Source organism: Methanobrevibacter sp. (genome assembly GCF_045116495.1).
Lineage (GTDB): Archaea > Methanobacteriota > Methanobacteria > Methanobacteriales > Methanobacteriaceae > Methanocatella.
This window is the reverse complement of record NZ_JBGULU010000142.1, coordinates 1-3,252: the sequence shown is the minus strand read 5'-3', so window position 1 is coordinate 3,252 and position 3,252 is coordinate 1. Positions and strand designations below refer to the sequence as shown.

Annotated in this window: 5 protein-coding genes; 1 reads left to right on the top strand and 4 read right to left on the bottom strand. The window is 34.7% G+C overall.

What is annotated here, in order from left to right; translation table 11 throughout:
• The 3 genes from ACJMLH_RS07775 to ACJMLH_RS07765 all read right to left on the bottom strand — a co-directional run.
• On the bottom strand, positions 1 to 482 hold a 482-nt coding region (locus ACJMLH_RS07775), incomplete at its 3' end, for a hypothetical protein (RefSeq protein WP_405276408.1).
• A gap of 36 nt (positions 483 to 518) precedes the next feature.
• A complete protein-coding gene (locus ACJMLH_RS07770; protein WP_405276406.1) occupies positions 519 to 1,421 on the bottom strand; it encodes an SseB family protein in 903 nt (300 codons plus the stop codon).
• Between the two features lie 52 nt (positions 1,422 to 1,473).
• The gene (locus tag ACJMLH_RS07765) at positions 1,474 to 2,409 is read right to left on the bottom strand and encodes an SseB family protein (protein WP_405276404.1); all 936 of its coding nucleotides are present in this window, start codon (positions 2,407 to 2,409) and stop codon (positions 1,474 to 1,476) included.
• A gap of 328 nt (positions 2,410 to 2,737) precedes the next feature.
• Here ACJMLH_RS07765 and ACJMLH_RS07760 point away from each other — a divergent pair, with 328 nt between their 5' ends.
• A complete protein-coding gene (locus ACJMLH_RS07760) occupies positions 2,738 to 3,028 on the top strand; it encodes a MarR family transcriptional regulator (protein WP_405276402.1) in 291 nt (96 codons plus the stop codon).
• On the opposite strand, the gene ACJMLH_RS07755 is transcribed toward ACJMLH_RS07760, so the two are convergent.
• A partial coding sequence (locus ACJMLH_RS07755) for an HIRAN domain-containing protein (RefSeq protein WP_405276400.1) occupies positions 3,025 to 3,252 on the bottom strand: 228 nt, incomplete at its 5' end. The genes ACJMLH_RS07760 and ACJMLH_RS07755 overlap by 4 nt on opposite strands.

The following is a 3,252-nucleotide window of genomic DNA, read 5'->3' as shown; positions in this document are numbered from 1 at the left end:
GTTCTCAAGGTTTCATGCAGTTTCAGTGATTGTGATTTATTTAGTATAACTGTAGAGTCCATTAAACTTTGATTATTTTTGATGGATTCATTAGCTATTATTTCCTGTAAATTAAAATCAATTGCATCATCCGAACCTGTTAAATTATCGATGCTAGTTTCATTATTTTTGATAGTTAATTTGAAGATGTCATCCTCTTCAATGAAGTAGACTTCACCGACATCATGTGAGTTTTCTAAAAGAAAGTTTTCAGACACCCTAGGCGGGAGGTTGAAAGTGACTTCCTCTTCAACAGGCTTCGGCTCATGAACAGTATCGATATCCTTTAAAATTATCTTTGATATTTCATCAAGGGAAGGAATTTCCTCTTCAGCTGAAGGGTTTTCCTCTTCACCCGCAACCTTTTTTAAAAGACGGATGATTTCCTCATTTTGTTTTTCAATGTTTTTTGCAATTTGTATCAATTCGGATAAATCAGACATGATTATACCTCTAAATTTCATTTTAATTATAACTTTCTAGTCAAGGGTAAACAGATAATAGAATGATTCTGAAAGTTTCCCGTCATTTGCAAACCTTTCAAAACCGAGAGAATACTTTAAAAGGACAGATCTTGGAATAAGCACATCACCGCATGAGGGATTGAGTATGATTCCATCCATGTCTTCCGTCAGCACGAAATTCACCAGTGTTGCAAGATTTATTATCTGGGCATACTTGAATTTTGGAGTGTTCACATTAGCTAATCTTTCCTTTGAGGAAAATATTGTTGCATATCTTCCTCCGATGGTATCGACATACATGTTTGCAAGTGGACCGGTCAGTTTCTGGTTGATAATGCCGTTGGTAGCTTTTGAAGTCAAATCAAAATCGGATACCATCAGTCCCAGCACATATGAATTTGCAAGCTTTTCAAACAGCCCCTCCCAGTCACCGACATTTTGGGGGTTGTCTGTGAAATGTTCCAGAGCCTTATTATCAATAGAATCATAGAGCCTTTTCAATTCATCTTCAGTGTACGGGTCGGTTGTGTAGAAACTGGTTTTCGGAATGTTTTTGATTTCCAGAATGAATTCCTTCTTAAACAGGTATTTTTCAGAAGCGGGATTCAAAATGTACCCTTCGATATCTGTTGTTTTTATGATGTTTTGATAAAGTTCAAAGGAATTGTTTAAAACTTCTATATCATCGTCCCTGTAGAACTTGTGAAATTCATCCAAATCGGTAAAAAGAGGTGTGATTTTAGCAGATTCATCCTCATAGATAATGAAGTTTAGAGTGCCGTTTTCCCTTTTTGCGGGAATATACAGATTGGAATATCTAAACTCGTTTATAAGTCTTAAAAGAAGCTCTTCTGTGATATTGTTGTCATTAATGTATATGTCTTCAATGACCTGCCTTAGGTGTTTATGTGTTATCATCACTTTTATTTTGTAGGTTATCTTTAAAAAATGTGTTGTGAGAAAATTATTCTCACATTAAAAACGCATAGTCAACAGCATTAATGAATTTGGATTCATCTGCAATGAGTTCAACTCCGCCGGCCTGCTGCAGGAGGGCATCGCGCGGAATTATATAGTCATCAGTGTTCTGATTTATGATGACACCGTCCATGTCATTTTTAAGGACATAGTCAAACATTGCGGATAGAACGGTTATCTGGCCGCAATATGTGACGTCCTCATTTAAATCCATATCATTCATGGCGTTTATGTCAGTAAATATTGTAACTAAAGAAATTCCGTTTGGATCTTCAACTGCACATATTCCGAATCCTTCACCGTCACCTATGTTAATGATGCCGTCTTCGGTCTTATCATCCAGTGATGTGTCATAAATAAGCGGATTGATTAGTGTTGAATCGGAAAGTTCGACAAAGAGTTTTTCAAAATCTGTATTGCTGTCGGATCTGATGAATTCCACCAGGGATTCGTTTGATACACTGTCAAAAATCTCTTTCAGTTCCTCTGCAGTATATGGTTCTTCAGCCTCTTCAGGGGCATTTTCGTCAAAATCCAAATCTGTTAGGAAATCCCTTTCAAGAGGCAGGAAGTTTCCTTCGGGATTTATAAAAATACCGTCACAGTCATCATCTTCAAGAACCATTTCAACATAATCCTCAAAATCCAAAGGCATTGGATGATAGCCGTCAGCTATATCATGCTTATTGAATTCTTCAATGTCTGTAAACAAAGGGAGGAATGTATCTTCTGTTTCTTCCATTTCGATGGATTGATAATTCAAAGTGTCTCCGTCTTCAAATGCAGGCAGGAGCAAATTTGATACCTTCAGTTCACAAATCAGTTTGTATAAAATTTCAAACGGAGGTTCTTCTTCTTTTTCTAAAAATTCAGTTATGTCTTTTATGACTTCCTTAAGATGATTGTTTGTTATTTCAGTTTCCATCATGATAAAATCCACCTGGGATAATTTATAAGCTAAATCCTCTGTTTTGAACTTTCTGATTAATCATATTGACAATATGTTTTTAATCGAATTACTGGCTTATCTATTATACTATATATTTTCATATAATTTAAATCAATACCAAGAGCATTTGACAAGTAATGATATGCACGATGCAATCGCAATACATGTTGCATTCATTATGTTTATTTTAGTTGTATATATTATATTAATGTTGTTATTATATCGAATAAAATATTATCTACTGATAATTAAAACAAATATAACATCATAACTAATGAAGTATTTGTCTTAAAACAAAGTGATACATATGAATAACAAAATTAGTGAAAAGGAACTTTGGGAAATTGTAGGATTCATAAAAATCTCCCCAACCCGCTTTGAAACGCTCAAGACAATCCGAAGTGATTTTTACATGCCATCAGAAATAGCAAAAACAACCGGATTTAGAATTACCCAAGTATCCAATGCTCTTCATGATTTGAAAGAAAAGAATTTAGTATACTGCATGAATGAAGAGGCAACCAAAGGCAGACTATATAAAAACACACCACTAGGACTGGAAGTTTTAGACATAATAGAAAACAACAAAAAAAGTTAGATTAATTTAGCTATAACATATTCATCAAGATACACCAGCACCACTTCAGCCTTATCATTTTCCATTTTTCGTATCTCGCTAGCACTTTTCACATTTTCAATTAGAGTATAATCGTTATTTGCAACATAACCTACAGTCTCACCTTCAAATTCAACCCTTATTGCATCCGGGTCATGTTCATTGTCGGTTTCCCTAATCAGATTTACAACCATGCCTCTTTTGAA

Coding starts and splice junctions, on each gene's coding strand:
- ACJMLH_RS07770 (WP_405276406.1), bottom strand. CDS start 1,421: ATGATAACACATAAACACCTAAGGCAGGTCATTGAAGACATATACATT.
- ACJMLH_RS07765 (WP_405276404.1), bottom strand. CDS start 2,409: ATGATGGAAACTGAAATAACAAACAATCATCTTAAGGAAGTCATAAAA.
- ACJMLH_RS07760 (WP_405276402.1), top strand. CDS start 2,738: ATGAATAACAAAATTAGTGAAAAGGAACTTTGGGAAATTGTAGGATTC.